We start from the raw sequence: 21,836 nt of genomic DNA on the forward strand, positions 1-21,836 counted from the left end.
GCCATGAACCATGCGTATCGCCGGCCCCTTGGCGTCAAGGGTTCGCTGCGCCGGGCTACGCCCGCCCTTGACCCCAACGGCCCGGCACCCCGGATCCCGCATTACCCACTCAAAATTCAAAAGAGGCACGATTGATGACGGGCGCGTAGCTGCGGGAGCCCTGGTCACCTACCTCGGATGGAAACGAAGCCGCCGCCACGTTGCTGTATGTGCCCTGAAGGTCGGGACACCCCTCGGGCGTCGGTGCGGAATTTATCGAAGCCCATTCCGTGGGGTATGGCGGGTGGCCCGAACTTGTTGCGCACCCCAGTTGGGCGAGCGCCAACCCCAGTGCAATGGCGACAGGCAAAATTCTCAATGTCGGGTTTCCCACGGTTCGAGGTCGGAAACGCGCAATGCCATGTCAGTGCGCCTCTGCAGGCGCTGGAACGTAAGCCTCACTGCCATCTGCCCCTGCGCTCCATCAGAAACGCTCTATCCACAAGAACGCCAACGGTGACTTCCTTGGCTGACTCCGATTCTCGAAGAGTGGGCACCATTCCTGGAGAAGCCAGTTCCAGCTTCGAAGGGTGCAATAGGCGCAGCCGTATTGCACCGCTCAACCGTTGAATTGATGCAATGCCCTTCGTTCATTGCGCTCTGCGCGTGCTGTCCTATATGCCGATCTATTGGCCTTTCAGCGCATTTGCTATTTCCCATGCGGCCGTGACTACGGCAAGCATTTGCGCAAGAACAAGCCAGCCTTGTATTTGTGCGGACCACGCGTTGAGACGTCCTCCAAGGACGAAATCGCCGGCAAGGATTCGACGATTCGACCATCGAACCATATAGCGTGCAGGCCAGAGAGTCGCTCGCTCGATTTCATTCAGGACCGAACTGATATCAATGGGCGCAGTGGGCGAAATTGATTCAGCTTCTTTTCCGGCTGCAACGCTTCCGGTGAGGATGGCTGCTAGGTAGCGTTGAACGACGTTAAGTATTACAGCGACAAGAAACAGCTTTGTCGATGCTCCAACAGCGTTAGGGGATATGTATGGGGCGACTTTCTCAATATTGGCCACTAGCAACCCGATGGCAGCACCAAACCCTGCAACCATCCAAGTAGAAAAAGTGGTTAGCTCGGAATTAATGCTCCTGGCCATTACATTCAGTAGCTTCCCAGCGTAGATGTCTTCATCGATCTTGGCGGAGTTGTTGTGGTCAAGCATAGTCAGTTCCTGCAGTTCCAACGACGGTGTGGAAATTTAACTACCCTGTCAGCCTGCCACAAAAGCCGAATTGGGTATTGAATTCCGCCCTCCGCCCGCCAACCGGAGGGCGTGGACCCCGCAGGGGGCGCGAAAGTGGGCCGTGCATCGACGCCTGGCTTTCTTGCACGAGCATGAAAGTAGGTCGCCTGCCGGGGCGAGACCCGGCAAATCCAAGCCGGCCGAAGGCAACGCAATAGCGCGTCACCGACAACCCCTCAATACAACAAGAACGGCACCCGAGCCTCCCGCCAAGCCGCCTCATCCGGCGCCGCAATCGCCTCCAGATCCGCAGGCGTGGCAGACGCATCCTCCACCCACTCCCGCAACAACGGCGACCCGTTGATCAGATCGATCGCCAGCCGGTCGTACTCATACTCGTACGGAAAATCCCGCCACAGCGGATAGTCCGCCCGCTGCCGCAACACCGCCTTGAAGGCCAGCGCCTGCAGGCGCCAGGGCTGGAAGCGGTCGTGCTGGTAGGCGCCGTCGTCCACATGGATCTGCACCCCGTGGCACTGCGTGCCGGCGTGCTTGTGGAAGGTGGGTTCGAACCAGCATTCGCGCAGGCGGCAGCCTTGCAGCCACTGGGGGGCGAGGGCGTGCATGTCGCGCAGCAGGGCGGCGGCGTCGAGGTCGGGGGCGCCGAAGACTTCGAGCGGGCGGGTGGTGCCGCGGCCTTCGGAGAGGGTGGTGCCTTCGAGCATGACGGTGCCGGCGTAGGCGCGGGCCATGGAGAGGTTGGGGGCGTTGGGGCTGGGGTTGACCCAGCTGCGCTCGCCGAGGGGCCAGCCGTGGCCGGGCGCGGCGTCGGGTTGCCAGCCGGTCATGGGGATGACCTGGTAGTCGACATCAAGCCCCAGCGTGGCGATGAACCAGTGGCCCAGCTCGCCCATGGTGAGGCCGTGGCGCATGGGCATGGCGCCGGCGCCGACGAAGCTCTCCCAGCCTTCGCGCAGGGTCAGGCCTTCGACCGGGCGACCGGCGGGGTTGGGGCGGTCGAGCACCCACACCGCCTTGCCGTGCGCGGCGGCGGCTTCGAGCACATAGCGCAGGGTGGTGATGAAGGTGTAGATGCGGCAGCCGAGGTCTTGCAGGTCGACCAGCAGCACGTCGAAGTTGGCCGTCATCGCGTCGCTGGGGCGGCGTACCTCGCCATACAGGCTGAACACGGGGATGCCGTGCGCCGGGTCGGTGAAGTCGGGCGACTCCATCATGTTGTCCTGCTTGTCGCCGCGCAGGCCGTGCTGGGGGCCGAAGGCGGCGGTGAGATTCAGATCGGGCAGGGCGGCGAGGGCGTCGAGGCTGTGGGTGAGGTCGGCGGTGACCGAGGCGGGGTGGGCGAGCAGGGCGAGGCGTTTGCCGGCGAGCGGGCGGCGCAGGGCGGGTTCGGCGATGAGGCGGTCGATACCGAATTTCATGCGGTGGGTTCCACGTTGAGCATCAGCGCGAAGCCTTCGCGGTGATGGAAGTCGGGTTGGGCGGTGGGGTGGCGCTGGGCCCAGTAGGAGAGCGTGCCGTCGGCGGATTCGAGCACCGCGGTGAGGGCGACTTGCAGCGGCTCGCGGCCGCTGGCGGGCAGGGCGCGGGGTGGGATCGTTACCTGCAGCGCGAGGTGATCGGCGCTGCGCTCGATGCGGCAGTTGGCCGACCAGGGCGGGGGCGGCGTGGCGCTGCGCTGGCGGTAGCTGTCGAAGTCGTACACCGCCCATTGGCGCGAGGGCGAGAAGTTGAACTCGCGGTAGGCGGCCGCGCCGCCGAGCGCCACGAAGGCTTCGAAGCAGCTGTGTTGCCACAGGCCGTCGGCCGGGGCGGCCAAGCGCAGCGCGGGCAGGTTCAGCCGGTCGAGCGGTCCACACAGCGTGTAGCGCAGTTGCAGGCCGGTGGCGTCGAGACGGGCCTCGGCGGCGAGTTGGAGTCCGGGGGGCGCGGGATGGCGGGCGTGAGGCGACAGGCGCGGCATGGTCGGCAAGCGGGCAATCGGAACAAGGAGTCTACCCGTTCGGGCCCGCATGCGCCGGGCCGGCAATGAAAAACGGCGGCCTTGCGGCCGCCGTTGTCATGAGGCGCGGGGCGCCCGGTATCAGGCCTTGCGGCGACGCAGTGCCAGACCGGCCAAGCCGAGGCCGAGCAGCGCCAGCGATGCCGGTTCCGGCATCGGGTTGGTGCCGCCGCCGCCGATGTCGCCGGCGGTCAGGGTGAAGCGCAGGGTGTCGGGGTCCAGGCCGCCCGACAGGTTCTGGACGGTGCCGGCCGTGCTCAGCGAATCCCATTGCTGGGTGATGCCGCAGGTGGCGCCGCAGGTGACGTCGTAGGTGCCGGCATTCAGGCCGGTGAAGGTCACGCCCTGCCACCAGATCACGCCGCCGAACAGGTTGGGATCGGTGGATACGGGGAAGTCGTAGGAAAAGCCCGGGGTCGAGCTGATGTCCCAGAAGAAGTTGTTGCTGCCATCGACCAGCCCGGCCGGCTTGACGCCTACCGGCGTGATGTTGAAGGCGACGGTCTGATTGAACGCCACGTCGACCCCAGTCAGGGTCAGCGTGCCTTCATTCACCGGAGTGCCGCCGTGGGCGTAGGAACCGGTCCAGAAGGTGACTTCGCCCGGGTTGGCGCCCGGAACATAGCCGATCGAGGTGGTGTGGGCCATGGCGGCGGCCGGCAGGGCCAGGCCGATGGCCAGAGCGAGTGTGCGAATTTTCATGTAGGTCTCTCCTTGTCGGCTTCGCGATCGCGCTTCCGGGGGTTCGCTGAAGCGGGGGGCTGCGACATTATGTCCGATTGACATGATGCATAAGTCGTGCCAGTTGTTTATTAGTAGAGTGCTAATAATATTGTTTAAACAATGAGTTGCATCGTTTTGTCGAGAGAGTTCGGATGCCGGTCGTGGCCCGATTCGGCAGCTGGTGTAATTATTGTCGACACATATTTTGACGGTTTTGAGCCTCGGCCCTTCGGGGGGCGAGCGCGTCTATACTCGCCGAATGCGCCTGCCCGTTATCCCCACCATCGTCTTTGCCCAGCTCTTCGGCGGGTCGCTGTGGTTTTCGGCCAACGGCGTGGGCGAGGCGCTGATGCGCGAGTGGGGGATCGGGCCGGCGCAGATCGGGCAGCTGACCAACGCGGTGCAGCTGGGTTTCATTCTCGGCACGCTGGGTTTTGCGCTGACCGGGCTGGCGGATCGCTTCGCGGCCAGCCGCATCTTTGCCGTGTGCGCGCTGATCGGCGCCGCGGCCAACGCTGCCTTCGCCTTGCTGGCCGAGGGCATGGCGAGCGCGCTGGTGCTGCGCTTCATCGTCGGCCTGAGCCTGGCCGGCGTCTATCCGTTGGGGATGAAGCTGATCGTCAGCTGGGTGCCCGAGCAGGCCGGCCATGCGCTGGCGCTGCTGGTGGGTATGCTGACGCTCGGCACGGCGCTGCCGCACGGGCTCAAGCTGGCCGGCGGCGGGGCCTGGCAGGCGGTGCTGCTGGGGGCCTCGGGCCTCGCGCTGGCGGCGGCGGTGATGATCTTCGCCCTGGGCGACGGGCCACACCTCAAGCGGCGCGACGGCGCGCCGCGCCTGCGCATGGGGGCGGTGCTGGCGGCGTTTCGCCTGCCGGTGTTCCGCGCCTCGGCGCTGGGCTACTTCGGCCACATGTGGGAGTTGTATGCGGTGTGGACGCTGGTGCCGCTGTTGGTGGCCGGCTCTTCGCTGGCCACGCTGGCGCCGGTGTCGGGCCTGAGCTTCGCGATCATCGGCATCGGTGCGCTGGGCTGTTTTGCCGGCGGCCACATCAGCCGGCGCACCGGCAGCGCGCCGGTGGCGGCGGTGGCGCTGGCCACCTCGGGGCTATGCTGCGCGCTGTTTCCGTGGGTGGCCGATGCGGCGCCGGTGGGGCTGCTGGCCTTCTTCCTGGTATGGGGGCTCAGCGTGCCGGCCGATTCGCCGCAGTTCTCGGCCATGTCGGCGCGTGCCTGCCCGCCGGAGATCGTCGGCAGCGCACTGGCGCTGCAAAACGCCATCGGCTTTGCGCTGACCATCGTCTCGATCTCGTGGGTCACCGCCCTGGTGGCCGACTGGGGGCCCAAGGTGGCGTGGCTGCTGTTGCCCGGGCCGGTGCTCGGCGTGATCGCCTTGCTGCCGCTGCTGCGAAAACCGTCAGCGCGCTGAGCCGGTCAAGGGCATCACCTGCAGGCAGGCGGCCACGCCGGTGGCGATGCCGTCGGCCATGCGGCGCTGGCGCGCGGGGTCGCGCAGCAGCAGTTCTTCGTCCCGGTGCTTGATCACGCCGGCTTCGAACAGCACGGCCGGTTTCGTGGTGCGGTAGAGCACCACCAGGTTGTCGTACCAATGCACGGTGTTGGCCTGATCGGCCCAGGCGCGGCGGCGGGCGTTCTTGTCGGTGGGGACGAAGCCCATGCGCTGCAGCCGCGCGCCGATGGCCGAGGCACAGGTGAGGCTGGCCTCGGGCGCGGGATTGTTCTGCGACACAAACAGCGAATGGCCGGCATACGCATCGCTGTAGCTTTGCGCCATGCCCTGCCAGGTCCATGGCGTGAGCTCGTGTTCGCTGACCGAGTCGTGATGGATCGACAGGAAGAAGTCGGCCTCGGGCACCGCCTTGGGGCGGTCGCGCAGCGAGGCGATCTGGCCGTCGTCATTGACCAGATGTGCCGCGATGCCGCGTGCGACGAGCGCTGCGGCCACTTCGCGGGCTAGGTCGCGATTGAAGGCGAACTCGCTGCGCCCGCGTGCGCTGATGGCGCCGGGGGCGGCCAGGGTGTGGCCGACATCGACCGCCACCACTGGCGGCCGGGCGAAGGCCGGCGCGCTCAGCAGCAGGCACAGCAGGATGGGAAGGGGGCGGAGCATGGCGCGCAGTGTAGCGAGGCCGGCGGGCCTCACCACCAGCGCATCAGGCCGAACACCGCAAAGCTCACGCCCAGCGACAGCAGCAGATGGCCGCTGAGGCGCGCCACCACCGCGGCCACCACGGTGCCGACCAGCCACGGGTTGCCGAGCGAGATGTCGACCTGTCCGCCCGGCGCCAGCGCCTCGGGCACGATGATGGCGGTGAGCACCGCCACCGGCACATGCTGGAGCGCGGCCTTGAGCGCCGGCGGAAAGCGCAGGTGGCGGCCGAAGACCAGAAAGCTGGCACGGGTCAGGTAAGTGGCGAGGAACATGCCCGCCAGCAGCGCGGCGATGGTCATGCGCGCGCCTCCCGGCAGGCGTTGCGGCGGTCCATCCACACCCCGGCGGCGACACCGGCGAAGGCGGCGAGGATCAGCCCGAGCTTGAAGGGCAGGCCGCGCGCCAGCCAGGCGGCGGTGCCGGCGGCCAGCGCCACCACCACCGGCGTGGGCGCGCGCAGTTGCGGCGCGACCATGGCGGTGAAGGTGGCGATCATGGCGAAATCCAGCCCCCAGCCGGCCAGGTCGGGAAACTGCTGCCCCAGCCAAGCGCCGGCTGCGGTCCACGACAGCCAGTTGAGGTAGAAGGCGCCGCCCGCGCCGAGCGCATAGGGCAGCAGGGCCTCGTTGCCGCGCTCCATCAGGCGCCGCTCGACGACGGCGAACACCTCGTCGGTGAGCCAGAAGGCGACCAGGGCGCGCCAGCGCAGCCCCCAGCCATGGGCGGCCGGGTGCACCGTGGCGCTGTACAAGGCATGGCGCAGATTGACCACGAAGGTGGTCAGCCAGATCACCGGCAGGGCGGCGCCGCCGCTGATCAGGCTGACCGCGATGAACTGCGCCGAGCCGGCGAAGACGATCACCGACATGGCCAGCGCGGCCAGCGGCGACAGGCCGGCGGCCACCGCGGTGGTGCCGTAGATGACGCCGAAGGGCAGGGTGCCGATCATCAGCGGCAGGGCATCGCGGGCGCCGGCGTAGAGGGCGTGGCGGACGGTGGTCATCGGTTCAGTGCGTCAGAAGGCCGTGGCGCACCTTGCCGGGCGTGACGCCCAGCGCGGCGCGGAAGGCGCGGGTCAGGTGCGCCTGGTCGGCAAAGCCGAAGCGCGCCGCCACCTCGCCGATGGCCTCGCCGCGCACCAGTGCGCCGAGCGCGCGCTGCACGCGCAGCTGGTTGCGCCAGGCCACCGGCGACAGGCCGGTGTCGGCGCGAAACTGACGGCACACATGCCAGGTCGAGCGGCCGGTGAGGGCGGCCAGTTCGGTGAGCGACACGTTCTCGCCAAGGCGCTCGGCGAGCAGTGCCTTGACCGTGTCGGTCAGCCGTTCGCAGCGGGTCTCGGGCCGCTCGGCGATGTGCATGTGGCGGCGGATCACGTCGCCGAACACCGCCACCTGGGCGGACTCGCGCAAGAGCGGATCGGTCGATTCGGCCAGCAGCAGATGCAGGCGGTCGAGGCGGCGGGCCAGATCGGCGTCGGGCACCACGGTGGCGGTAAACAGCGGCATGACGCCCGAGCGGCCGCTGATCGCCTCGGCCAGCCGGCCGATCAGCGCGGTCGACGGGTAAAAGCCGCGATAGGCCCAGCCGCCGGCGCTCTCGGCATGGCCGGTGTGCATCTCGCCGGGGTTGATCATCACCAGCGCGCCGCGCCCGGCCACATGCTCGGCGCCGCGGTAGCGGTAGCGCTGGGCGCCGGCCAGCAGGGTGTTGACCACGAAGCTCTCGTGAAAATGCGGGGCGAACACCTGGCGACGAAAGCGCGCATCGAGGCAGTCGAGCGGGGCGATATCGTCGGCACGGAAGAAGCGGGCGTATTCGGTGGTGGCCATGAAGGGAGTCTCGGCATCTGTGCGTCATCCTGCCATGGACGCCGGGGCAGCGTCTTGAACGATTTTGGCAGTGGCCGAGGGGGCGCCTGGCGCGCCTCGGGGTATCGATCTGCGATGCGCATGCAGGCGGTATAGCGTGGCGGTATGGCATTGGCTATGATGCGGCTGCCTTCCTGCCCGGCCTGGACATCATGCTCTCCATTTACGACATCAAGCCTCGCTTTCAGGATGTGTTGCGCCCGCTGGTCGTTCGCCTCGCTGCCGCCGGCGTGAGCGCCAATGCGGTCACCCTGCTCGCCATGGGGATCTCCGTGGCGATCGGCATGGCGCTGGTGCTGCTGCGCCCCGGGCCGGCGGCCTATCTGGTTCTGCCGCTCTGGCTGTTCCTGCGCATGGCGCTCAATGCCATCGACGGCATGCTGGCGCGCGAACATGGGCAGAAATCGACGCTGGGTGCCTATCTGAATGAACTCACCGATGTGATCTCCGATGCGGCGCTGTACCTGCCCTTCGCCTTCGTTGCGCCGTTCGGCGGCCTTGGGGTGGGGACGGTGATCTGGCTGGCGGCGGTGTCGGAGATGGCCGGCGCGCTGGGGCCGATGGTGGGGGCTTCGCGGCGCTACGAAGGGCCGATGGGCAAGAGCGACCGGGCCTTCGTGTTCGGCGCGCTGGGCCTGTGGCTGGGGCTGGCCGGCGGCCTGCCCGCGTGGTTGAACGGGCTGATGCCGGTGATGGCGCTGCTGATTGTCTTGAACATCATCAATCGCGTGCGCGCCGGCCTGGCTGAGATCCGCACGCAAGCACAAGGATGACGCACATGGATCGACTGAACCAACGCCCGGTTGTCGAAAGCCGTTTCACCACGCATGACGGCGTCGAGCTGTTCTACCGCCACTGGCCGGCCACCGGCGAGCGCCGCGGCGCGGTGGTGATGTTCCATCGCGGCCATGAGCATTCGGGGCGCATGGCGCATCTGGTGGATGAACTGGATCTACCCGATTTCGACGTCTTCGCCTGGGACGCCCGCGGCCATGGTCGCTCGCCCGGCGAGCGCGGCTTTTCGCCGAGCTTCGGCACCTCGGTGCGCGATGTGCAGACCTTCGTCGACCATATCCGCGACACCCACGACATCGCCCATGCCGACATGGCGGTGCTGGCGCAGAGCGTGGGGGCGGTGACGGTGGCCACCTGGGCGCATGACTACGCGCCGCGGGTGCGCGCGCTGGTGCTGGCCTCGCCGGCCTTCAAGGTGAAGCTGTATGTGCCTTTCGCACGGCCCGGCCTGCGCCTGATGCAGAAACTGCGCGGCAACTTCTATGTAAACAGCTATGTGAAGTCGCGCTTCCTCACCCACGACCCGGAACGGCAGGCGAGTTTCGATGCCGACCCGCTGATCACCCGGGCGATTTCGGTGAACATCCTGCTCGGCCTGTACGAGGCGGCCGAGCGCGTGGTGGCCGATGCAGCCGCCATCACTCTCCCCACGCAGTTGCTCATCTCGGGGGCGGACTGGGTGGTGCATCACCAACCCCAGCACGATTTCTTCGACCGTCTGGGCAGTTCGGTGAAAGAGAAGCATGTGCTCGAAGGCTTCTTCCACGACACCCTCGGCGAAGCCGACCGGGAGGCGGCCGTGGGCAAGGTGCGCGCCTTCATCCTGCGTCAGTTCGACGACCCCGCACCGGCCGTGGATCTGAACGATGCCGACAAAACCGGCGTCACCTTCGACGAGGCGCAAACGCTGGCCGCGCCCCTGCCCGAGGGCAGCCTCAAGGGCTGGTGGTGGAAGAGCTACCGCAAGGGCCTGCGCTGGGCCGGCATGGTGTCGGACGGTGTATCGCTGGGGCATCGCACCGGCTTCGATTCGGGCAGCACGCTCGACTACGTGTATCGCAACGAGGCCAAGGGCGCGGGCGTCATCGGCCGCCTGGTGGATCGCAACTATCTCGACGCCATCGGCTGGCGCGGCATCCGCCAGCGCAAGCTACATCTGGAGGAATTGATCCGCAGCGCCATGGGTCGCCTGCGCGCCGACGGCACGCCGGTGCGGGTGCTCGACATCGCCGCCGGCCATGGCCGCTATGTGCTCGACGCGCTCACCGCCGACGGCACCGCACCCGACGCCGTGCTGCTGCGCGACTACTCGGACATCAATGTGCGTGACGGCGGCCGCCTGATCGAGCAGAAGGGCCTGGCCGCCATCGCCCGCTTCGTGAAGGGCGACGCCTTCGACACCGAATCGGTGGCGGGCGCCCAGCCGGGCACTACCATCGGCATCGTCTCCGGGCTGTACGAGCTGTTCCCGTCCAACGACATGATCCGCGCCTCGCTGGCCGGCATGGCGCAGGCGGTGGAGGCGGGCGGGTATCTCATCTACACCGGCCAGCCCTGGCACCCGCAGCTGGAGATGATCGCCCGCGCCCTCACCAGCCACCGCGAAGGCGAGGCCTGGGTGATGCGCCGCCGCACTCAGGCGGAGATGGACCAGCTGGTGCGCGAGGCCGGCTTCGAAAAGCTCGAGCAGCGCATCGACGAATGGGGCATCTTCACCGTGTCGATCGCGCGCCGCAGAGCGGCATGAGCGCGCCCGCACGGCCGCCCGAAGGGCGCGCGAACCTCCCCCGGGGAGGGTGTCGCGTCAGCGACAGGAGGGTCGTTCGATGAGCGCGCCCGCGCGGCCGCCCGAAGGGCGCGCGACCCTCCCCCGGGGAGGATGTCGCGTCAGCGACAGGAGGGTCGTCAACGTGAGCGCGTCCGCCTGGCCGCCCGAAGGGCGCGCGAACCTCCCCCGGGGAGGGTGGAGCAGGGGTTTCGCCGAGCACTGCTCCGCGCCTGCGGAACGGGTCGGCTGTGCAAAGCCGACCCTCCGTCGCGTCAGCGACAGGAGGGCCCTCCGGTGAACGCCACCCTCGTCACCGCGCCGCCCGGGCCGATCCGCTGGAAGCACAGCATCGCTTGGCTGGTGCTGCTCGCGCCGCTGTTCTTCCTGAGCTACGGCTGGGCGAATCAATTGGCGGCCAGCCGCGGGGTGAACGCTTCCATCGTGTTCGGCTGGGAGTCGGCGATCCCCTTCTGGCCGTGGACCATCGTGCCTTACTGGTCCATCGACCTGATGTACGGCCTGTCCTTCCTCGCCTGTCGCACGCCGCGCGAGGTCAATCACCACGGCCTGCGGCTGCTCACCGCGCAGCTCATCTCGGTGGCCTGCTTCGTCGCCTTTCCGCTGCGCTTCTCGGCCGACAAGCCGGCTGCCGACGGCGTGTTCGGCGCGCTCTTCGATGCGCTCGCCGGCTTCGATCTGCCCTACAACCAGGCGCCCTCGCTGCATATCGGCCTGCTGCTGATCATCTGGTGGGTGCTGGTGCGCCGTGCCTCGCCCGGCCAGCGGCTGTTCTGGCATGCCTGGGCGGCGCTGGTGGCGGCCTCGGTGCTCACCACCTGGCAGCATCATTTCTTCGACCTGCCCACCGGCGCGCTGGTCGGCCTGCTGTGCCTGTGGCTGTGGCCGGACCGGGGCGAATCGCCGCTGCGCAGCCGCGCCGACGCCACCCGCCCACGGCTGGCCCTGCGCTATGGCCTGGCCGCGCTGGCCTGTGGGCTGGTCGCGCTGCTGGGCGGCGTGGCCTTGCTGGCGATCTGGCCGGCGGTGGCGTTGGCACTGGTGGCGGTTAACTATGCCTGGCTGGGCACCCACGGATTCCAGAAACACGACGGTCGCCAGAGCGCGGCGGTGCGCTGGCTGCTGGCGCCCTACCGGCTGGGGGCCTGGATCAACAGCCGGCTTTGGACCCGCCGCCACCCGGCGCCGGATGCGATCACCGACACCGTGTGGCTGGGGCGGCTGTCCACGCCCGCCGAGATGGCGGCGCACGGCTTCGACGCGATCGTGGACCTCACCGCCGAGTTCGACACCCCGCTCGGCGCCCGTCTGTCCTACAACGTGCCCATGCTGGATCTGGCGGTGCCGCCACTGGCGGCGCTGCAGCAGGCGGTGCGGGCGCTGACCCAGGCCGAGGCCAGTGCCGGTCGGGTGCTGGTGTGCTGTGCGCTGGGCTATTCGCGCAGCGCGCTCACGGTGGCCGCGTGGCTGCTGGCCAGCGGTCGCGAGGTGCATCTGGAGGGCGCCATCGCCCGCGTCCGCGCCGCCCGCCCGCAGGTGGTGTTTACCGATGCGCACCGTGCCCTGCTGGAGACCTTCGCCGATGCGCGCTGAGACGGATCGCAACGCGCGTCTGGCCGCCGACGCGGCGGTCACTGCCGGCTGGCTCGACAGCGGCCGCGTGGTCGCCGTGATCAGCGGCACCTCGCTGCTCACGACGCTCGTCGTCTGGCTGCTCGGGCACCCGGTGCGCGCGCTGGCCCTCGCCGGGGTGGGCGCAACGGCGGTCGCGCAGCTCTATTTCGCGCTGCGTGTGCGCTTCGATGCACGCATTTTCCGCTTGTGGGCCTCGCGCTGGCACGATGCCGCCGATGTCGCGGCCGATCTGGCGGCCTTCGACGCGCGCGTGGGTCGGCAAGCCCGCCCGGTCGCGTCGCTCGAAGCCGATCTGGCCGAGCGGCGACGCGGCGCGCTGCGCCTGCTCAAGTGGCAGGCGGTCTCCGGCGCACTGCAACTGGCGCTGACCGTGTTGGCCCTGTGGACCTGACTGACGCCTGAAAAGCGACGAGCGATGATCGAAAAACTGTTTGCCTTGCTGTTGTGCCATTTCGCCAAGCTGCTCACCGGCGTGCGTCCGCTGTGGCAGGGCTGCGCGCCCGAGCCCCGGCTGCGGGTGTATTTCGCCAATCACCGCAGCCATGGCGATTTCGTCGTGGTGTGGGCGGCGCTGCCGCCCGAACTGCGCCGCCGCACGCGGCCGGTGGCCGGCGCCGACTACTGGCTGAACGGCGGCTTCAAGACCTGGCTGATCAACCGCGTCTTCCATGCCGTGCTGGTCGATCGCCGCCCCGGGCGCGACGGCCCCAATCCGGTGGACCAGATGGCCGAGGCGCTGCGCGCCGGCGACTCGCTGATCCTGTTTCCCGAAGGCACGCGCAATCTCGGTGACGAGCTGTTGCCCTTCAAGAGCGGCATCTACCACCTCGCCACCCGGATGCCGCAGGTGGAGTTCGTGCCGGTGTGGATCGAGAACCTCGGCCGGGTGATGCCCAAGGGCGCGCTGGTGCCGGTGCCGCTGCTGTGCACGCTCACCTTCGGCGCGCCGCTCACCCTGCAAGTGGACGAAACCAAGCCCGAATTCATCGACCGCGCCCGCAGCGCGCTGCTCGACCTCGCCCCGCCCGCGAACTGACGCTGGAGCCCCGTCATGCCCACCGATCACACCCTGTTCAACGTCTTTGCCGCGGTGTTCGCGGCGCTGGCCCTCGCCAGCGGCATTGCCGCCGTGCTCAAGTGGCGGCTGGCACCGGGCGCCTCGAGCGCGGTCATCGACAATCTCAACGCGCGCATCAACGCCTGGTGGTGGATGGTGGGCGTGCTGGCGGTGGCCTTCTGGATCGGCGAGGGCGGCATCATCGTGCTGTTCGCCCTGATCTCCTTCCAGGCCCTGCGCGAATACATCTCGCTGACCCACACCCGGCGTGGCGACCATCGCGCGCTGATGTGGTGTTTCTTCTTCTTTCTGCCCGCCCAGTACCTGCTCATCGCCAGCCATTGGTACGGCCTGTTCAGCATCCTGATCCCGGTCTATGCCTTCCTGCTGCTGCCGATCTCGGCCACCCTGGGCAGCGACGCCGAGCGCTTTCTGGAGCGCGCCGCCAAGGTGCAGTGGGGGCTGATGATCTGCGTGTATTGCATCTCCCATGTGCCCGCGCTGCTGACACTGGAGATCCCCGGCTTCGAGGGGCGCAACGCCCAGCTGATCATCTTCCTGGTGCTCACCGTGCAGTCCAGTGACGTGTTCCAGTACGTGTGGGGCAAGCTTTTCGGCAAGCGCAAGCTGGCCCCGGCGATCTCGCCCTCAAAGACGCTCGAAGGCCTGGTCGGCGGCGTGCTCACCTCGACCGCGCTGGGCGCCGCGCTGTTCTGGATGACGCCCTTCACCGTCTGGCAGGCGGCGCTGGTGGCGCTCACCATCAACATCGTCGGCTTCTTCGGCGGCTTCGTGCTCTCGGCCATCAAGCGCGACCGCGGCGTGAAGGACTGGGGCACGCTCATCGAAGGCCACGGCGGCATGCTCGACCGGGTCGATTCGATCAGCTTCTCGGCGCCGATCTTCTTTCACATCGTGCGGTACTGGTGGGTTTGAGGGCCTTGCCCGCCCTTGGGTATGCTGTCGGGCTCCGACGTCTTGAGGGCTCCCCATGCCGACCACCGAATTCACCATCGACGGTATCCACACCGATGACGACCTGCGCAACGTGATGAACGCGATCCAGGACCTGCCCTGCATCGTGTATTCGGAGGTCTCGTCCGACACCGGCGCGGCGACCATCGAGCACACCGCGATGCTCGACGAAGGCGACATCCTCGCCGCGGTCGAGGCGGCCGGCTACCGGATCGCACGCTGAGGGCGGCGCCGGTGCGCCCGAGCACAGCCGCTATAATCGGCGGCTCTTCCTGACTTGCTGGATGTCGCCGTGTCCGACCGCCTTGCCGTTCTGCCTCAGTACCTGTTGCCCAAACGCGCCCTGACCGCGCTCGCCGGCAAGCTCGCCGGCCTGCGCGGCGGCCGGCTCACCACCGGGGTGATCCGCTGGTTCATCGGCCGCTACGAGGTCAACATGGACGAGGCGGCCGAGCCCGATCCGGCGGCCTATCCGACCTTCAACGACTTCTTCACCCGCGCCTTGCGCGAGGACGCCCGGACGCTGGCCGATGCGGATTTCATCTGCCCGGTGGACGGGGCGATCAGCCAGTTCGGCCCGATCCGCGGCGACCAGGTGTTCCAGGCCAAGGGCCACCACTACACCTGCACCGACCTGCTCGGCGGCGACCGCCAGCTGGCCGCGCATTTCGAGCATGGCCAGTTCGCCACGCTGTATCTGAGCCCGCGCGACTATCACCGCATCCACATGCCCTGCGACGGGCGGCTGACCGAGATGATCTACGTGCCCGGCGCGCTGTTTTCGGTCAATCCGACCACGGCACGCGGCGTGCCCGGGCTGTTCGCCCGCAACGAGCGGGTGGTGTGCGTGTTCGCGTCCGACGCCGGCCCCTTCGTGATGGTGCTGGTCGGCGCCACCATCGTCGGCAGCATGGCGACGGTGTGGCATGGCGTGGTCAATCCGCCGCGCCGGGCCGAGATCACCAAATGGCGCTACGACGACGGCGCGATCATGCTGCGTCAGGGCGAGGAGATGGGCCGTTTCCTGCTCGGCTCGACCGTGGTGATGCTCTTCCCCAAACCGATGATGGCCTTCCACCCGGCCTGGGCACCGGCTTCCTCGGTGCGCCTGGGCGAGCGCATGGGGCGGGCCTTGCCGCCGGCCGCGGTGCCGGTCGACGAGACGGCGGATGCCTGAGGCGCTGCCGATCCGCTATGTCGAGCCGGTGTTCCGCCCGCCGAGCGAGGCGCAGTCGCTGATCCTGCCGGTGACCGACGGCTGCTCGTGGAACCAATGCACCTTCTGCGAGATGTACACCGCGCCGCAAAAGGCCTTCCGCGCGCGCAGCGAAGACGAGGTGGTCGACAGCATCCGCCGTGTCGCGGCGATATACGGCGACCAGCTGCGGCGCGTGTTCCTGGCCGACGGCGATGCACTGGTGCTGCCGACGCGGCGCTTGCTGACCATTCTCGAGGCGATCCGCACGCATCTGCCGGCGGTGCGTCGCATCTCCAGCTACTGCCTGCCGCGCAACCTGCGCAAGAAGTCGCTGGCCGAGATGCAGGCGCTGGCCGCGGCCGGGCTGGGGATGGTCTATGTCGGTGCCGAGTCGGGCGACGACACGGTGCTGGCGCGCGTCAACAAGGGCGAGACCTTCGACACCACGCGCGCCGCGCTGGATGTGCTCGGCGAGGCCGGCATCAGCCGCTCGGTGATGATCCTCAACGGCCTCGGCGGCATCGCCCATAGCGACGCACATGCCGATGCCTCGGCACGCCTGGCCAATGCCACGCAGCCGGAGTACCTGTCCACGCTGGTGGTGAGCTTTCCGCAGGGCGAGGCGCGTTTTCGCGCCGGCTTTCCCGAGTGGGAGGCGCTCGATCAGGCCGGGCTGTTCGCCGAGATGGAGCGCTTCGTGTCGCAGCTCGACTTGAAGCGAACGGTGTTCCGCTCCGATCATGCCTCGAACTGGCTGGTACTCAAGGGCACGCTGGGGGCAGACAAGGCGCGCCTGCTGGCACAGATCCAGGCCGCGCGGCGGGCGCCGGAGCAGGCCGGCCTGCGGCCCGACTGGGCGCGCGGGCTGTAGCTCAGGCCGGCGTGTCGGTCGATTCGGCGGGTTCGGTGGGTTCGGTGGGTTCGGCAGGCGGCGCGTCGGCGGCATCTGCCTCGGCCTCGACGTCGGCCGGCGCCTCGTAGGGCTTGATCGGTGCGGTGCCGTCGATCAGCTCCTGCACCCGGGCCGCCAGGATGGCCGGCTTGAAGGGCTTGAGCAGATAGCCTTGCACGCCGAGCTTGAGCAGCTTGGCCACCACCGCGCGGTCGGCCTCGACCGTCAACATGATCACCGGCGTGTCGTCGCCGCGATCGCGCAGCGCCTGCACGAAGGCCTCGCCGTTCATGCCGGGCATGTTCAGATCGCAGATGATGACGTCGGCCGGCATCGACTTGAGCATGTCCAGCGCGAGGTCGGCCCGCGAGGCCTCGCCGACGCGCACGTCCAGGTGCTTGAGGGCACCTTTGACGAAACCGCGGATGACGGACACATCATCGATGACAAGGACGCGAGAGGTCGGCATGATCGGCAATCGGCCAGTGAGGACGGAACACGCGCATTAACGGCGGCTGCGACGGCAGACTTGAGGCCGATATGAGCCGTTGGCGCGGGGAGGAAAGCATGACGACATACCAACGGATTCTGAGCATCCGCACCACCAGGCGGGGCACGCAGGCGATCACCGACGCGGTGGGCGAAGTGGTGGCGCGTGCCGGCATCGACACCGGCCTGTGCCATGTGTTCGTGCAGCACACCAGCTGTTCGCTGACCATCACCGAAAACGCCGACCCGGACGTGCGCCGCGACCTCGAAACGGTGATGGCGCGCCTGGCCCCGGACGGCGATCCGGCCTGGCGCCATGATCTGGAAGGGCCGGACGACATGGCGGCCCATGTGCGCTCGGTGCTCACCGATGTGGCGCTCACCGTGCCGGTGGGCGGCGGTCGCCTGCTGCTGGGCACCTGGCAGGGCATCTACCTGTGGGAACACCGCCACCATGGCGCGATGCGCCAGGTGGTGGTCACGCTACAGGGGTGAGTTCGACGATGCCGAGCTGGTCGCGCAGGCGCGGCTGATTGACGATCAGGTCGGCCAGGGTCAGTTCGTCGAGCTTGGCCAGGAAGGCCTGCAGGGCGGCGTGCAGGGCGCCCTTGAGCCGGCAGTTGGCGTTGAGCAGGCAGCTCGATTCGGCGCGGAAGCAGTCGACCAGATCGAAGCCCGGCTCCATCCGCCGCACCACCTCGCCCACGCCGATCTCGCCGGCCGGCCGCCCCAGGCGCAGGCCGCCGCCCTTGCCGCGCAGGCCTTCGACGAAGCCGAGCGTGACCAGCTGATTGACGATCTTCATCACATGGCTGCGCGAGATGTCGAAGCGCTCGGCCACTTCCTTCACCGTCACCCGCCGCTCCGGGCAGGCCCCGAGATAGATCAGCACGCGCAGCGCGTAGTCGGTGTGTTGCGTGATGTTCATGGAGACTCCTGATCGTCGGGGGCAGGCCCGGATTGCCGGATTATAAGATACATTCAGGTTGACTCTTTTAAAGATACACTTAAAATGTATCTTAATGAAGCCGCCCGAACCCGAAGGAGTCGCCTCATGCGTCGAGATCCCCGCCTTGTCCCGCTGTCCCGCGAGCACCATGCCGCCTTGCGTCTCGGGCGTGCGCTGATGGCCGGCGCGGGGCGCGAGTTGCTGGCGCAGATGCGCCCCGAGCTGCGCGCCCACTTCGACGAGGAAGAGCGCGATCTGCTGCCGGTGCTGCGCGAGGCCGGCGAAACGGCGCTGGTGGCGCGCCTGCTCGACGAGCACCGCATGCTCGACCGCCTGTTCGACGATGCCCAGGCCGGCCGGCAGTCGGCGGCGGCCGGCGAAGCGCTGATCGCCCATGTGCGCTTCGAGGAGCGCGAACTGTTCCCGGTGTTCGAGGCGCAACTCGACCCCCTGCCGGCCTGATGCCGTGACCGTAGCGAATACCCCGAGGCACCCCAAGGTGCCCACCCCCAACCCCAACTTCACCCCGGCGTGTCCGACACGGGCGCGCCGGCCCTTTTCCCCGCGGGCCGCTGGCGGCCCGAACCGCTGATCCACGAGACGCACCGATGGCCATCATCCGACTCGAAGAACCCCGCCCCCGCCTGCCCATCAGCCGCCCGGGCTGGTCGCCGCTGATGGCCATGGCCTTTCGCCCCTTCTACCTCGTCGCCGCCGTCTTCGGTGCCGTGGCCATCCTTGCCTGGGTGGCCGGCTTCAACGGCACCGACGCGTTGCCGGGCATGCTGTGGCACGGGCACGAGATGATCTGGGGCTATGCTGGTGCGGTCATTGTCGGCTTCCTGCTCACCGCGGTGGCCTCCTGGACTGGCCAGCCGGCCTTCTCCGGCACGCCGCTGGCGCTGCTGGCCGCCCTGTGGGTGGGCGCGCGCATCGCCGCCTCCACCGAAACGGGGTCTTTGCTGCTGACCGGCGCGCTGTCGGTGGCCTTCTTCGTTTCGGCCGCCGTGGCCGTGGGCCTGCCGATCCTGCGCGCGCGCAGCCGCCGCAACGCCGGCGTGCCCTTCCTGCTGCTGGCCTTCGGCGCGGCCGATGTGCTGTATCTGCTGACCGTGGCCGGCGTGCTCGCGCTTGACGCGCGTCGCCTGCTGTTCACCGGTCTGCTGCTGGTGGCCGGCTTCATCACCCTGATCGGTCTGCGTGTGATTCCCTTCTTCACCCACCGCGCGCTGCAACGCCCGCAGGTGGCGCATCCGCGCTGGGCCGGCATGACCGCGCTGCTCTCGCCCATGGTGCTGGCGGCGCTGGTGGCGGCCGATGCCCCGTCGCCGCTGGCGCTGGTGGTCGGTCTGGCCGGCATGGTCTTCAACCTGGTGCTGCTGGCGCGCAACGCGCACGGCTCGATGCGCCGCCATCCGCTGCTGTGGGTGCTGTATCTCGGCTATACGCTGACCGCGCTCGGCCTCGGTCTGGTCGGCGCGGCCCTGTCGGTGGCACCGGCGCTCATGTCGGCCGCGGTGCATTGCATCGCCATCGGCGGCATCGGCGTGCTGACCCTGGGCATGATGACCCGCACCGCGCTCGGCCACACCGGCCGCAAGCTGGAGCTGCCGCCGCTGATGGTGCCGGCCTACGCGCTGATGCTGCTGGCCACCGTGCTGCGCGTCGCCGCGGCCTTTGTCCCGGCCGCCTACCAGCCGCTGATCCATGCCGCCGGGGCCTGCTTCGCCGGTGCCCTGCTGCTTTTCCTGTGGCGCTACGGCCTTTGGCTGGTGAGCACTCGCGCCGACGGCATGCCGGGTTAACCCGGTAGCGTTTGCCCCGACCGGCGCAGTATCGTTGCGCCCATGACAGACGGCTCGCCGGGGCCGCAACGCAGGGGAGAGCGCAGATGCAGGACAGGGGCGATATCGCACGCATGATCGAGGAGCTGCACCGGCGTCGGCGCGGCAAGGTGGTGAGCGCCGCCGAGGCGGTGCAGCTGGTGCGCAGCGGCGACACGGTGGCCACCGGCGGTTTTGTCGGCATCGGCTTTGCCGAGGGCATCGCGGTGGCGCTCGAGGCGCGTTTCCTGGCCGAGGCGCAGGACAGCGCCGACGGCCTCGGCTACCCGCGCGACCTGACGCTGGTGTATGCCGCCGGCCAGGGTGACGGCAAGCTGCGCGGACTCAATCATTTCGGCCATCGCGGGCTGGTGCGCCGCGTGGTGGGCGGGCACTGGGGCCTGGTGCCGCAGCTGCAGGCGCTGGCGACCAGTGATCAGATTGAGGCCTACAACCTGCCGCAGGGCGTGATCTCCCACCTGTTCCGCGACATCGCCGCCGGCAAGCCGGGCACGCTGACCCGGGTCGGGCTGGGCACCTTCGTCGATCCGCGTTTCGGCGGCGGCAAGATCAACGCGGTGACCACCGAAGAGCTGGTGCGCCTGATGCCGATCGACGGTGAGGACTACCTGTTCTACAAGGCCTTCCCGATCCACGTCGGTATCATCCGCGGCACCACGGCGGATGTGGACGGCAACGTGACCATGGAAAAGGAAGCGCTGACGCTGGAAGCGCAGGCGATTGCCATGGCCGCGCATAACTCGGGCGGCATCGTCATCGCCCAGGTCGAGCGCATCGCCGACCGCGGCACGCTCAACCCGCGCCAGGTGAAGATCCCCGGCGTGCTGGTCGACTGCGTGGTGGTGGCCGAGAAGGCCGAGCATCACGAGCAGACCTTCGGCACGCCCTACAGCGCGGCCTATGCCGGCGAGATCCGCGTGCCGGCCACCAGCGTGCCGGCGTTGCCGATGTCGGAGCGCAAGATCATCGCCCGCCGCGCGGCCATGGAATTGCGGCCGAACGCGGTGGTGAACCTCGGCATCGGCATGCCCGAGGGCGTCGCGGCGGTGGCGGCGGAAGAGTCGATCATCGACCTGCTCACGCTCACCGCCGAGCCCGGCGTGATCGGCGGCATTCCGGCCGGTGGCCTGGATTTCGGCGCGGCGGTGAACACCCAGGCGATCATCGACCAGCCCAGCCAGTTCGACTTCTACGACGGCGGCGGGCTGGACATCGCCTTTCTCGGCCTGGCCCAGGCCGACCGCCAGGGCAACCTCAACGTGAGCAAGTTCGGCAGCCGCATCGCCGGCGCCGGCGGCTTCATCAACATCAGCCAGAACGCCAAGCAGGTGATCTTCGTCGGCACCTTCACCGCCGGTGGGCTGGAGGTGGTAGTCGAGGGCGGCCGGCTGCGCATCGTGCGCGAGGGCGCCTCGCCCAAGTTCGTCGAGCAGGTCGAGCACCGCACCTTCAGCGGCGAGGAGGCCAACCGGCGCGGCCAGCCGGTACTGTACATCACCGAGCGCTGCGTGTTCCGCCTCACCGAGCGCGGGCTGGTGCTGACCGAGGTGGCGCCGGGCATCGACATCGCGCGCGACATCCTGGCCCACATGGGCTTTACGCCGATCATCGAAGGCACGCCGCGGACCATGGACGCGCGCCTCTTTGCGGACAGCCACATCGGCCTGCGCGCGGCGCTGCTCGACCGGCCGCTGACGAGCCGCCTGCACTACGACGCCGAGCAGGACCTGTTCTTCGTCGACTTCGAACGCTACACGGTGCGCGAGCGGGCGCAGATCGAGCAGATCCGCCAGCGCGTGGCCGACGAGCTGGCACCGCTCGGCCGGCGCGTGCGCGCGGTGGTCAATTACGATTATTTCGAGATCGACCCCGACCTGCTCGAAGACTATGCCGCGATGGTCCAGGGCCTGATGGACACCTACTACTCGACCGTGGTGCGCTATGCCTCGAGCGGTTTTGCGCGCATCAAGCTGGGCGAGGTGTTGGGTGAGGGCGGGCGCCTGTTCTCGACCCTGCAGGAAGCGCGGGAGGCGCTGCGCTCCTAAGGAAACGCCGGGCCGTCCCAAGTTTCCTTGACCCCCTCGGGGGGCGGGCTGGGTGAAGCCCGGACCTGGGGGCACTCATAGGCCGATCGGCGGGTCGGCAGCGGCGGAATTTGCCCGTAGGATAGAGGACGCGCGTCGTCCGCCGTGGCGGCCGCCCC

The 21,836-nt window shown here is 68.5% G+C and carries 24 protein-coding genes; 14 read left to right on the forward strand and 10 right to left on the reverse strand.

The genetic code is table 11. The features are described from left to right. Nucleotides 1-665 precede the first annotated feature (665 nt). The 4 genes from I8J34_RS22045 to I8J34_RS24735 all read right to left on the reverse strand — a co-directional run bounded on the left by I8J34_RS22045 (nucleotide 666) and on the right by I8J34_RS24735 (nucleotide 3,951). On the reverse strand, nucleotides 666-1,208 hold the full coding sequence (locus I8J34_RS22045; RefSeq protein WP_214363796.1) for a hypothetical protein: 543 nt from the start codon (nucleotides 1,206-1,208) through the stop codon (nucleotides 666-668). Between the two features lie 257 nt (nucleotides 1,209-1,465). Further along, nucleotides 1,466-2,668, reverse strand: coding sequence for an exo-beta-N-acetylmuramidase NamZ family protein (locus I8J34_RS22050; protein ID WP_214363797.1), 1,203 nt, complete (start codon nucleotides 2,666-2,668; stop codon nucleotides 1,466-1,468). Next, a complete protein-coding gene (locus tag I8J34_RS22055) occupies nucleotides 2,665-3,210 on the reverse strand; it encodes a DOMON-like domain-containing protein (protein ID WP_370661896.1) in 546 nt (181 codons plus the stop codon). Before I8J34_RS22055 ends, I8J34_RS22050 begins: the two co-directional genes overlap by 4 nt. 120 nt (nucleotides 3,211-3,330) lie before the next feature. Then, entirely contained in the window at nucleotides 3,331-3,951 is a 621-nt protein-coding gene (locus tag I8J34_RS24735; RefSeq protein WP_230411960.1) for a PEP-CTERM sorting domain-containing protein, read from the reverse strand. A gap of 280 nt (nucleotides 3,952-4,231) precedes the next feature. Between I8J34_RS24735 and I8J34_RS22065 the strand changes: the two genes are divergently transcribed. Beyond that, nucleotides 4,232-5,398 carry an MFS transporter gene (locus I8J34_RS22065; protein WP_214363799.1) on the forward strand — a complete coding sequence of 389 codons (1,167 nt, stop codon included), beginning with the start codon at nucleotides 4,232-4,234 and terminating at the stop codon, nucleotides 5,396-5,398. On the opposite strand, the gene I8J34_RS22070 is transcribed toward I8J34_RS22065, so the two are convergent. The 4 genes from I8J34_RS22070 to I8J34_RS22085 are packed head-to-tail and all read right to left on the reverse strand — an operon-like array spanning nucleotide 5,387 to nucleotide 7,974. Beyond that, nucleotides 5,387-6,100 carry an N-acetylmuramoyl-L-alanine amidase family protein gene (locus tag I8J34_RS22070; protein ID WP_214363800.1) on the reverse strand — a complete coding sequence of 238 codons (714 nt, stop codon included), beginning with the start codon at nucleotides 6,098-6,100 and terminating at the stop codon, nucleotides 5,387-5,389. The genes I8J34_RS22065 and I8J34_RS22070 overlap by 12 nt on opposite strands. Nucleotides 6,101-6,129: 29 nt before the next feature. After that, entirely contained in the window at nucleotides 6,130-6,441 is a 312-nt protein-coding gene (locus I8J34_RS22075; RefSeq protein WP_214363801.1) for an AzlD domain-containing protein, read from the reverse strand. Then, the gene (locus I8J34_RS22080; RefSeq protein ID WP_214363802.1) at nucleotides 6,438-7,145 is read right to left on the reverse strand and encodes an AzlC family ABC transporter permease; all 708 of its coding nucleotides are present in this window, start codon (nucleotides 7,143-7,145) and stop codon (nucleotides 6,438-6,440) included. Before I8J34_RS22080 ends, I8J34_RS22075 begins: the two co-directional genes overlap by 4 nt. 4 nt (nucleotides 7,146-7,149) lie before the next feature. After that, the gene (locus I8J34_RS22085) at nucleotides 7,150-7,974 is read right to left on the reverse strand and encodes a helix-turn-helix transcriptional regulator (RefSeq protein WP_214363803.1); all 825 of its coding nucleotides are present in this window, start codon (nucleotides 7,972-7,974) and stop codon (nucleotides 7,150-7,152) included. A 191-nt stretch (nucleotides 7,975-8,165) separates the two neighbouring features. On the opposite strand from I8J34_RS22085, the gene I8J34_RS22090 reads away from it, so the two are divergent. From I8J34_RS22090 to I8J34_RS22130, 9 genes are all read left to right on the forward strand, one after another. Continuing rightward, nucleotides 8,166-8,786: a CDP-alcohol phosphatidyltransferase family protein gene (locus tag I8J34_RS22090; protein ID WP_214363804.1), complete on the forward strand. Its 621-nt coding sequence runs from the start codon at nucleotides 8,166-8,168 to the stop codon at nucleotides 8,784-8,786. Between the two features lie 5 nt (nucleotides 8,787-8,791). Next, complete coding sequence (locus I8J34_RS22095; protein ID WP_214363805.1) at nucleotides 8,792-10,555, forward strand: bifunctional alpha/beta hydrolase/class I SAM-dependent methyltransferase; 1,764 nt, start codon at nucleotides 8,792-8,794, stop codon at nucleotides 10,553-10,555. A 315-nt stretch (nucleotides 10,556-10,870) separates the two neighbouring features. Further along, on the forward strand, nucleotides 10,871-12,187 hold the full coding sequence (locus I8J34_RS22100; RefSeq protein WP_214363806.1) for a phosphatase PAP2/dual specificity phosphatase family protein: 1,317 nt from the start codon (nucleotides 10,871-10,873) through the stop codon (nucleotides 12,185-12,187). Next, nucleotides 12,177-12,620 (forward strand): hypothetical protein, encoded by a 444-nt coding sequence (locus I8J34_RS22105; protein WP_214363807.1) that lies wholly within the window; start codon nucleotides 12,177-12,179, stop codon nucleotides 12,618-12,620. The genes I8J34_RS22100 and I8J34_RS22105 overlap by 11 nt, the downstream gene beginning before the upstream one ends. 24 nt (nucleotides 12,621-12,644) lie before the next feature. Next, the gene (locus I8J34_RS22110) at nucleotides 12,645-13,265 is read left to right on the forward strand and encodes a lysophospholipid acyltransferase family protein (protein WP_214363808.1); all 621 of its coding nucleotides are present in this window, start codon (nucleotides 12,645-12,647) and stop codon (nucleotides 13,263-13,265) included. A 15-nt stretch (nucleotides 13,266-13,280) separates the two neighbouring features. Further along, nucleotides 13,281-14,222 (forward strand): phosphatidate cytidylyltransferase, encoded by a 942-nt coding sequence (locus I8J34_RS22115; RefSeq protein WP_214363809.1) that lies wholly within the window; start codon nucleotides 13,281-13,283, stop codon nucleotides 14,220-14,222. 55 nt (nucleotides 14,223-14,277) lie between these two features. Then, complete coding sequence (locus I8J34_RS22120) at nucleotides 14,278-14,484, forward strand: heavy-metal-associated domain-containing protein (RefSeq protein WP_214363810.1); 207 nt, start codon at nucleotides 14,278-14,280, stop codon at nucleotides 14,482-14,484. Between the two features lie 69 nt (nucleotides 14,485-14,553). Then, nucleotides 14,554-15,438, forward strand: coding sequence for an archaetidylserine decarboxylase (gene asd, locus I8J34_RS22125; protein ID WP_214363811.1), 885 nt, complete (start codon nucleotides 14,554-14,556; stop codon nucleotides 15,436-15,438). Continuing rightward, nucleotides 15,431-16,330 carry a radical SAM protein gene (locus I8J34_RS22130; RefSeq protein WP_214363812.1) on the forward strand — a complete coding sequence of 300 codons (900 nt, stop codon included), beginning with the start codon at nucleotides 15,431-15,433 and terminating at the stop codon, nucleotides 16,328-16,330. Before asd ends, I8J34_RS22130 begins: the two co-directional genes overlap by 8 nt. 1 nt (nucleotide 16,331) lies before the next feature. Here the strand turns inward: I8J34_RS22130 and I8J34_RS22135 are convergent, their stop codons facing one another. Next, nucleotides 16,332-16,820, reverse strand: a complete 489-nt coding sequence (locus tag I8J34_RS22135; RefSeq protein ID WP_214363813.1) for a response regulator transcription factor — start codon at nucleotides 16,818-16,820, stop codon at nucleotides 16,332-16,334. A gap of 98 nt (nucleotides 16,821-16,918) precedes the next feature. On the opposite strand from I8J34_RS22135, the gene I8J34_RS22140 reads away from it, so the two are divergent. Continuing rightward, nucleotides 16,919-17,335 (forward strand): secondary thiamine-phosphate synthase enzyme YjbQ, encoded by a 417-nt coding sequence (locus I8J34_RS22140; RefSeq protein ID WP_214363814.1) that lies wholly within the window; start codon nucleotides 16,919-16,921, stop codon nucleotides 17,333-17,335. On the opposite strand, the gene I8J34_RS22145 is transcribed toward I8J34_RS22140, so the two are convergent. Then, nucleotides 17,319-17,768 carry an Rrf2 family transcriptional regulator gene (locus tag I8J34_RS22145; RefSeq protein ID WP_214363815.1) on the reverse strand — a complete coding sequence of 150 codons (450 nt, stop codon included), beginning with the start codon at nucleotides 17,766-17,768 and terminating at the stop codon, nucleotides 17,319-17,321. The two genes, I8J34_RS22140 and I8J34_RS22145, sit on opposite strands and share 17 nt — an antisense overlap. A 126-nt stretch (nucleotides 17,769-17,894) precedes the next feature. On the opposite strand from I8J34_RS22145, the gene I8J34_RS22150 reads away from it, so the two are divergent. From I8J34_RS22150 to I8J34_RS22160, 3 genes are all read left to right on the forward strand, one after another. Then, complete coding sequence (locus tag I8J34_RS22150) at nucleotides 17,895-18,251, forward strand: hemerythrin domain-containing protein (RefSeq protein WP_214363816.1); 357 nt, start codon at nucleotides 17,895-17,897, stop codon at nucleotides 18,249-18,251. Nucleotides 18,252-18,397: 146 nt separating this feature from the next. Next, on the forward strand, nucleotides 18,398-19,594 hold the full coding sequence (locus I8J34_RS22155) for an NnrS family protein (protein ID WP_214363817.1): 1,197 nt from the start codon (nucleotides 18,398-18,400) through the stop codon (nucleotides 19,592-19,594). Nucleotides 19,595-19,680: 86 nt separating this feature from the next. Then, nucleotides 19,681-21,678, forward strand: a complete 1,998-nt coding sequence (locus tag I8J34_RS22160; RefSeq protein WP_230411961.1) for an acyl CoA:acetate/3-ketoacid CoA transferase — start codon at nucleotides 19,681-19,683, stop codon at nucleotides 21,676-21,678. Nucleotides 21,679-21,836 lie beyond the last annotated feature (158 nt).

It is taken from the genome of Denitromonas iodatirespirans, assembly GCF_018524365.1.
In the GTDB taxonomy this organism is placed as follows: domain Bacteria; phylum Pseudomonadota; class Gammaproteobacteria; order Burkholderiales; family Rhodocyclaceae; genus Nitrogeniibacter; species Nitrogeniibacter iodatirespirans.

Excerpts from the sequence above, each read along its gene's own strand:
- I8J34_RS22045 (WP_214363796.1), bottom strand. The coding sequence starts at position 1,208 with ATGCTTGACCACAACAACTCCGCCAAGATCGATGAAGACATCTACGCT.
- I8J34_RS22050 (WP_214363797.1), bottom strand. The coding sequence starts at position 2,668 with ATGAAATTCGGTATCGACCGCCTCATCGCCGAACCCGCCCTGCGCCGC.
- I8J34_RS22055 (WP_370661896.1), bottom strand. The coding sequence starts at position 3,210 with ATGCCGCGCCTGTCGCCTCACGCCCGCCATCCCGCGCCCCCCGGACTC.
- I8J34_RS24735 (WP_230411960.1), bottom strand. The coding sequence starts at position 3,951 with ATGAAAATTCGCACACTCGCTCTGGCCATCGGCCTGGCCCTGCCGGCC.
- I8J34_RS22065 (WP_214363799.1), top strand. The coding sequence starts at position 4,232 with ATGCGCCTGCCCGTTATCCCCACCATCGTCTTTGCCCAGCTCTTCGGC.
- I8J34_RS22070 (WP_214363800.1), bottom strand. The coding sequence starts at position 6,100 with ATGCTCCGCCCCCTTCCCATCCTGCTGTGCCTGCTGCTGAGCGCGCCG.
- I8J34_RS22075 (WP_214363801.1), bottom strand. The coding sequence starts at position 6,441 with ATGACCATCGCCGCGCTGCTGGCGGGCATGTTCCTCGCCACTTACCTG.
- I8J34_RS22080 (WP_214363802.1), bottom strand. The coding sequence starts at position 7,145 with ATGACCACCGTCCGCCACGCCCTCTACGCCGGCGCCCGCGATGCCCTG.
- I8J34_RS22085 (WP_214363803.1), bottom strand. The coding sequence starts at position 7,974 with ATGGCCACCACCGAATACGCCCGCTTCTTCCGTGCCGACGATATCGCC.
- I8J34_RS22090 (WP_214363804.1), top strand. The coding sequence starts at position 8,166 with ATGCTCTCCATTTACGACATCAAGCCTCGCTTTCAGGATGTGTTGCGC.
- I8J34_RS22095 (WP_214363805.1), top strand. The coding sequence starts at position 8,792 with ATGGATCGACTGAACCAACGCCCGGTTGTCGAAAGCCGTTTCACCACG.
- I8J34_RS22105 (WP_214363807.1), top strand. The coding sequence starts at position 12,177 with ATGCGCGCTGAGACGGATCGCAACGCGCGTCTGGCCGCCGACGCGGCG.
- I8J34_RS22110 (WP_214363808.1), top strand. The coding sequence starts at position 12,645 with ATGATCGAAAAACTGTTTGCCTTGCTGTTGTGCCATTTCGCCAAGCTG.
- I8J34_RS22115 (WP_214363809.1), top strand. The coding sequence starts at position 13,281 with ATGCCCACCGATCACACCCTGTTCAACGTCTTTGCCGCGGTGTTCGCG.
- I8J34_RS22120 (WP_214363810.1), top strand. The coding sequence starts at position 14,278 with ATGCCGACCACCGAATTCACCATCGACGGTATCCACACCGATGACGAC.
- I8J34_RS22130 (WP_214363812.1), top strand. The coding sequence starts at position 15,431 with ATGCCTGAGGCGCTGCCGATCCGCTATGTCGAGCCGGTGTTCCGCCCG.
- I8J34_RS22135 (WP_214363813.1), bottom strand. The coding sequence starts at position 16,820 with ATGCCGACCTCTCGCGTCCTTGTCATCGATGATGTGTCCGTCATCCGC.
- I8J34_RS22140 (WP_214363814.1), top strand. The coding sequence starts at position 16,919 with ATGACGACATACCAACGGATTCTGAGCATCCGCACCACCAGGCGGGGC.
- I8J34_RS22145 (WP_214363815.1), bottom strand. The coding sequence starts at position 17,768 with ATGAACATCACGCAACACACCGACTACGCGCTGCGCGTGCTGATCTAT.
- I8J34_RS22150 (WP_214363816.1), top strand. The coding sequence starts at position 17,895 with ATGCGTCGAGATCCCCGCCTTGTCCCGCTGTCCCGCGAGCACCATGCC.
- I8J34_RS22155 (WP_214363817.1), top strand. The coding sequence starts at position 18,398 with ATGGCCATCATCCGACTCGAAGAACCCCGCCCCCGCCTGCCCATCAGC.
- I8J34_RS22160 (WP_230411961.1), top strand. The coding sequence starts at position 19,681 with ATGCAGGACAGGGGCGATATCGCACGCATGATCGAGGAGCTGCACCGG.